This is a genomic window from Amycolatopsis sp. NPDC006125 (genome assembly GCF_040614195.1).
GTDB lineage: Bacteria > Actinomycetota > Actinomycetes > Mycobacteriales > Pseudonocardiaceae > Amycolatopsis_E > Amycolatopsis_E tucumanensis.
Genome location: NZ_JBEXTZ010000197.1, coordinates 1 through 5,936 on the forward strand (window position 1 = coordinate 1; position 5,936 = coordinate 5,936).

Below are 5,936 nucleotides of genomic sequence, written 5' to 3' on the forward strand. Positions count from 1 at the left end.
TACACTGCACCTTTACATCTCTTGCCCTCCCCCTGTCTTTTCCGATCTGGGCTTCCCCGCGGGGTTGCGTTGGTGGGGTGGAACGGGGTGGGGCGGGTGCGCGCGCTCGCGCTCACCGGCCACAGAGGAGTGTCAGTAGCGCTGGATCGCCGGCGGCGTCGCGGCCGAGCCGGACTTGCCGAGGGTGGCGTCGTAGATCTTCTGCCAGGTGCCGTCGTCGATGGCGGCCTGCAGCAGGTCGTCCACCTTGCCGCGCAGCGCGGCGTCGTCACGGGGCAGGCCGATGCCGTACGGCTCCTGCGAGAACGTCTTGCCGACGACCTTCAGGTTGTCCGGGTCCTGCGCGGCGAAGCCCTTGAGGATGGCGTCGTCGGTGGTGACGGCGTCCACCTCCTTGGTGATCAGCTTCTCGACGCACTGCGAGTACTTCTGGAACTCCACGATGTTCGCGGGCTCGGTCAGCTGCTGGTCGCGCACGCGCTGGATCGGGGTCGACCCGGTCACCGAGCAGACCTTCTTGCCCTTCAGGGTCTCCGGGCCGGTGATCGAGGTGTCGTCCTTGCGCACCAGCAGGTCCTGCCCGGCCATGAAGTACGGGCCGGCGAAGGAGACCTGGCCCTTGCGCTTGTCGGTGATGGTGTAGGTGCCGACGTAGTAGTCGACGTTGCCGTTGGTGATCGCGGCCTCACGCGCGGCCGAGTCGACCGTGGTGAAGGTGATCTTGCTCTCGTCGAAGCCGAGGCCCGCGGCGACCATCTTCGCGATCTCGATGTCGAAGCCCTGGAACTTGCCGGTCGTCGGGTCCTTCAGGCCCAGGCCCGGCTGGTCGTCCTTCACGCCGATGGTCAGCTTGCCTGCGCCCTTGATCTTGGCGAAGGTCGGCGAGCCGGCCACGTCCACGTTCTGGGCCACCGTGTAGGTGGGCAGCGCGGCGGCGTCGGTTCCGGTGTCCCCGGTGCCGCCGGAGGGGGTCCCCTCCTTGCCACAAGCGGTCAGCGTCAGGGCGCCGACCAGCAGGCCCGCTGCCAGGGTGCGGATCTTCATCTGGATTCCTGTTCTCCCGGGATCGAGCGGCGCCTGCCGGGCGCCGCGGGAACTCAACTAGTGCGTCAGGATCTTGCCGAGGAAGTCCTTGGCGCGGTCCGACTTCGGCTTGGTGAAGAACTCGTCCGGCGACGCGTCCTCGACGATCTCCCCGTCGGACATGAACACCACGCGGTTCGCCGCGCGACGGGCGAAGCCCATCTCGTGCGTGACCACGAGCATCGTCATGCCTTCCTTGGCCAGCCCGGTCATGGTGTCCAGAACCTCCTGGACCATCTCCGGGTCCAGCGCCGAGGTGGGCTCGTCGAACAGCATCACCTTCGGCTTCATCGCCAGCGCCCGCGCGATCGCCGCACGCTGCTGCTGACCGCCCGACAGCTGAGCCGGGTACTTCTGCGCCTGGTTCGCGATGCCCACCCGGTCCAGCAGCTGCATCGCGGTCTTGCGCGCCTCGTCCTGCCCGATCTTGCGGACCTTCACCGGCGCGAGCATCACGTTCTCGACGATGGTCTTGTGCGCGAACAGGTTGAACGACTGGAACACCATGCCGACCTCGGCGCGCAGCGCGGCCAGGGCCTTGCCCTCCGCTGGCAGCGGCTGGCCGTCCACCTCGATCTCGCCGGAGTTGATCGGCTCCAGCCGGTTGATCGCGCGGCACAGCGTCGACTTGCCGGACCCGGACGGGCCGAGCACCACGACGACCTGGCCCTTGGGCACCTCGAGGTTGATGTCCTTGAGCACGTGCAGGTCACCGAAGAACTTGTTCACGCCCGCAGCCCTGATCATCGCTGGTGCTGACGTAGCTGTGCTCATCTGCCCTCCATAGCCAGGCTCACTCGGCGATCTAACACCGTGACGCGCCCCCGCGCCCGTAAATCGAATCAAACGCAACCTAGGTGTCATCCGTTTTGGCCGGTTCCGGACGCACGGTGACCCCGGGTGCCGGTAACTGTAGTCAGGCGAGCGGTGCAGTTCGGACGGGGTCGCTTCGCTCGAACGGGGCACGCCGCTGCGCTCGGCGTCGTCACGTTCGATACTCGGTTCGTGACCGCACGCAACCTCCGCAAGACGGCCGCCGCGCTCGTGCTCGGCGCGGGGCTGTGCACGCTCGCCGCGCCCGCCGCGCACGCCGACGGGGTCAGCCTGAAAGCCGGCCCGTACCCGACGCAGGCGGACTGCCAGTCGCAGCTCCCGTCCTGGCCGGGCCACATCTGCACGTTCATCCCGGACCTGCTGCCCGGCCCGATCCCCGAAGGCTGGTACGTAGCGCTGCGAACTTGAGATCTGTCCACCACGCCTCGCGCGGCGGTGCGGGTGGCGGCCCCTTCCGTCTGGCCGGCACCACCCTCAACGGACACGCTGCGCGCGGCGGCGCCGGCTGCGCAGGTGGTGCGGCGGCTCCGCCGCCGGAAGCAAGAACGCTGACGCGCGCGAAGGCGGGCAACCCCGAAGAGTTACGCTGGTAGCCGTCATGGCTTGTCTTACCAGCGAACACGGTGCCCGATGAACGGTGGCAAAACCTACCAGATCCGCACGTTCGGCTGCCAGATGAACGTGCACGACTCCGAGCGGCTCGCGGGCCAGCTGGAGGAGGCGGGCTACGTTCCGGCCGGCGCCGACGACGCGCCCGACCTCGTCGTGTTCAACACGTGCGCGGTGCGCGAGAACGCGGACAACAAGCTCTACGGCACCCTCGGGCACCTGCGCCCGGCCAAGGACGCCAACCCGGACATGCAGATCGCCGTCGGCGGCTGCCTCGCCCAGAAGGACCGCGGCGAGATCGTCAAGCGCGCGCCGTGGGTGGACGTCGTGTTCGGCACCCACAACATCGGCGCCCTGCCGGTGCTGCTGGAGCGCGCCCGGCACAACGCCGAGGCCGAGGTGGAGATCCTCGAGTCGCTGGAGACGTTCCCCTCGACGCTGCCCGCGCGGCGCGAGTCGGCCTACTCGGGCTGGGTCTCGATCTCCGTGGGCTGCAACAACACCTGCACCTTCTGCATCGTGCCGTCGCTGCGCGGCAAGGAGCGCGACCGGCGGCCAGGCGAGGTCCTGGCCGAGGTCGAGGCGCTCGTCGCCGAGGGCGTGCTGGAAGTGACGCTGCTCGGGCAGAACGTCAACTCCTACGGCGTCGAGTTCGGCGAGCGGGACGCCTTCTCGAAGCTGCTGCGCGCCTGCGGCGGCATCGACGGCCTGGAGCGGGTCCGGTTCACCTCGCCGCACCCGGCCGCGTTCACCGACGACGTCATCGACGCGATGGCCGAGACCCCGAACGTCTGCCCGCAGCTGCACATGCCGCTGCAGTCCGGTTCGGACCGGGTCCTGCGCGAGATGCGCCGCTCCTACCGGTCGAGCCGGTTCCTGTCCATTCTGGACAAGGTGCGCGACCGGATCCCGGACGCGGCCATCACCACCGACATCATCGTCGGGTTCCCCGGCGAGACCGAAGAGGACTTCCAGGCCACGCTCGACGTCGTGCGCGAGGCCCGGTTCTCCAGCGCGTTCACCTTCCAGTACTCCAAGCGCCCCGGCACCCCGGCCGCCGAGCTGCCGGACCAGCTGCCCAAGCAGGTCGTGCAGGAGCGCTACGACCGGCTCGTCGAGCTGGTGAACGAGATCGCCTGGGACGAGAACAAGAAGCTGGTCGGGCGCAAGGTCGAGCTGCTGGTCGCCGAGGGCGAGGGCCGCAAGGACACCGAGACCCGGCGGATGAGCGGGCGCGCCCGCGACGGCAGGCTGGTGCACTTCACGCCGACCGGGTCCGCCATCGACGGGTCCGTGCGGCCGGGTGACGTGGTCGAAACCGTGGTCACCTACGGCGCGCCGCACCACCTCGTCGCCGACGGTGACCTGCTTACGCACCGGCGCACCCGCGCCGGTGACAACGTGGAGGCGGGCCGCCGGCCCAAGACCGACGGGGTCAGCCTCGGGCTGCCCTCGTTCGGCCGCCCGGCGCCCCAGCCGGTGACGACGGGCGGGTGCGGGCTGTGAGCGAGAGCGACTACGACCGGCTGGGCACCGACGTCGACGAGGTCGTCACCAAGGCCTCCCGCACCGTCGAGCTGGGCCGCCGCGGGTTCGTCATCGCGGTGCTGGTGTTCGTGTTGCTGGTGGGGCAGCTGCTGCCGTGGGTCGGCCCGCACGTGGGCTGGCAGGTGCTGCTCGGGCAGGGCGGCGGCATCCCGCAGCTGTTCGCGGTCACGTCCACGGTGATCGGCGTGCTGGCCTCCGCGCTGACGCTGATGACGCGCCGCTGGTGGCTGTCCTGGGTGTGCGCGATGGGCGGCTGGTTCGCCTCGGTCGACGGGCTGCTGGCGATCTGGTCGCAGCAGTCCTCAGTCGCCAACGGCGCCACCGGGCGCGGCCCCGGCATCGGCATGGTGATCGCGCTGGTCGCGACCATCCTGCTGGCCGCCCAGTGGATGCGCACCGCCTGGTCCCGCACCTGAGGCGAACCGCGGGGCCAGCGACCGGGCGAGGCCGCGGAACAGCTGCACGTGCGGGTCGCGGTCGCCGGTGCGGGTGGCGAGCACGCTGTGGTCCCACGGCGCGTCCACGACCGGCACGCACACGGTGCCGGGCCAGCGGTAGAAGCGCGCGAACGAGCTGAGGGCCGAACCGGCGCCCCGCCCGGCCGCGACGCTCATCAGCACCTCCTGCGGGGTGACCGCGTGGTCCGGTCCCGGGCGTGGGGCCTCGCCGCCGCGGGCCTCGGTGAAGTACAGGTAGTCCGTGAACGGCCGCGGCGTGTGCGGCGGGAGTGCGACGAACGGTAGGTCCAGGACGTCGGCCAGGCGGAGTTCGGCGGCGGCGGCCAGTTCGGAGTGCGCCGGGATGACGACGATGCGGGCCTCCGTGGTGAGCACGTCGACGGTGATGCGCTCGTCGGTGACCGCGGGCCGCACGAAGGCCACGTCGACGCGGTGTTCGAGCAGCGCGCTGGTGTGCTCGGTGAAGGTGAGGGCCTCCAGGGTGAGGCGCACGTGCGGCCGGAGGTGCCGGAACGCGGCGATGGCGGCCGGGGTCAGCTCGGCCGAGCCGTGCCCCATCACGCCGACGCGCAGGGTGTCGGTGTGCTCGGCGAGGTCCGCCATGTCGGTGATGGCGGCGTTGGCGGCGTCGACCAGGCCGCGGGCGTGGCCGAGGAAGCGGTGCCCGGCCGGGGTGAGCCGCACCGGGGCGCGCTCGAACAGCGGCACGCCCAGCTCGCGCTCGAGCTGCTGGACGTGGGCGGTCACGGCCGGCGGGGAGAGGAAGAGGCGCGCCGCGGCCCGGCCGAAGTGCCCTTCTTCGGCCACCGCCAGAAACGAGGCAAGGCGGCGCAGGTCCACGCCCCGACGGTAAGCCCACGGCGCGAGGTACGCCAAGGTGATCTACCACCCGCGCCTGCTCCCGGCTCCGACGGGCGCGCCGCCGGGAGCAACGCACCCTCGGCCCCGGCGGCCGCCCGGGACGGCACACATGATGCGTGAACAGCCGGTGCAACACTCGCAACAGCCACCGCTGCCGCCCGCGACGGCAACGGCCTGCGGTAGCTACCACGCTGCCCGCGACGGCTACCGCTGCCGCCCGCGACGGCGTAGCTCCCGCGCTATCTGCCGCGCAGCAACGCGCCGCCTGCCGTAGCCAGTGCCGCCTGCGGCAGCCATCGCGGCACCACCCCACAGCCACCGCTGCCTGCGGCAGCACCGCGCCACCCCCACAGCCACCCGCGACGGCCACCGCTGCCAGCCCCCACTGCCACCCGTGACGGCTACCGCTGCCTGCGGCAGCACCGCGCCGCTTGCGGCAGCCATCGCACTAGATGAGTAATTCCGATCTTGGTTAGTGGTCGTAGGCGATCAGGGATCGGGTTGTGGGTTGGCCGGTGGCGCGGTTGTGCCAGATGGCGGCGG

The 5,936-nt window shown here is 70.8% G+C and carries 6 protein-coding genes; 3 read left to right on the forward strand and 3 right to left on the reverse strand.

Annotation, left to right across the window (positions count from 1 at the left end):
• Positions 1-132: 132 nt before the first annotated feature.
• Positions 133-1,044, reverse strand: coding sequence for a glutamate ABC transporter substrate-binding protein (locus tag ABZ193_RS43085; RefSeq protein WP_020419607.1), 912 nt, complete (start codon positions 1,042-1,044; stop codon positions 133-135).
• A gap of 57 nt (positions 1,045-1,101) precedes the next feature.
• Complete coding sequence (locus ABZ193_RS43090) at positions 1,102-1,830, reverse strand: amino acid ABC transporter ATP-binding protein (RefSeq protein ID WP_193354374.1); 729 nt, start codon at positions 1,828-1,830, stop codon at positions 1,102-1,104.
• Positions 1,831-2,088: 258 nt separating this feature from the next.
• Here ABZ193_RS43090 and ABZ193_RS43095 point away from each other — a divergent pair, with 258 nt between their 5' ends.
• The 3 genes from ABZ193_RS43095 (at position 2,089) to ABZ193_RS43105 (ending at position 4,490) form a co-directional block, all read left to right on the forward strand.
• A complete protein-coding gene (locus tag ABZ193_RS43095) occupies positions 2,089-2,325 on the forward strand; it encodes a hypothetical protein (protein WP_020419605.1) in 237 nt (78 codons plus the stop codon).
• Between the two features lie 222 nt (positions 2,326-2,547).
• Positions 2,548-4,032, forward strand: coding sequence for a tRNA (N6-isopentenyl adenosine(37)-C2)-methylthiotransferase MiaB (miaB, locus tag ABZ193_RS43100; protein ID WP_237337231.1), 1,485 nt, complete (start codon positions 2,548-2,550; stop codon positions 4,030-4,032).
• The gene (locus ABZ193_RS43105; RefSeq protein ID WP_020419603.1) at positions 4,029-4,490 is read left to right on the forward strand and encodes a membrane protein; all 462 of its coding nucleotides are present in this window, start codon (positions 4,029-4,031) and stop codon (positions 4,488-4,490) included. The genes miaB and ABZ193_RS43105 overlap by 4 nt, the downstream gene beginning before the upstream one ends.
• Here the strand turns inward: ABZ193_RS43105 and ABZ193_RS43110 are convergent.
• Positions 4,377-5,372: a LysR family transcriptional regulator gene (locus tag ABZ193_RS43110; RefSeq protein ID WP_354714604.1), complete on the reverse strand. Its 996-nt coding sequence runs from the start codon at positions 5,370-5,372 to the stop codon at positions 4,377-4,379. The genes ABZ193_RS43105 and ABZ193_RS43110 overlap by 114 nt on opposite strands.
• Positions 5,373-5,936: the final 564 nt, after the last annotated feature.

Bases quoted from the DNA above. Each gene is read 5' to 3' on its own strand.
- ABZ193_RS43090 (WP_193354374.1), bottom strand. From the start codon at position 1,830: ATGATCAGGGCTGCGGGCGTGAACAAGTTCTTCGGTGACCTGCACGTG.
- ABZ193_RS43085 (WP_020419607.1), bottom strand. From the start codon at position 1,044: ATGAAGATCCGCACCCTGGCAGCGGGCCTGCTGGTCGGCGCCCTGACG.
- miaB (WP_237337231.1), top strand. From the start codon at position 2,548: ATGAACGGTGGCAAAACCTACCAGATCCGCACGTTCGGCTGCCAGATG.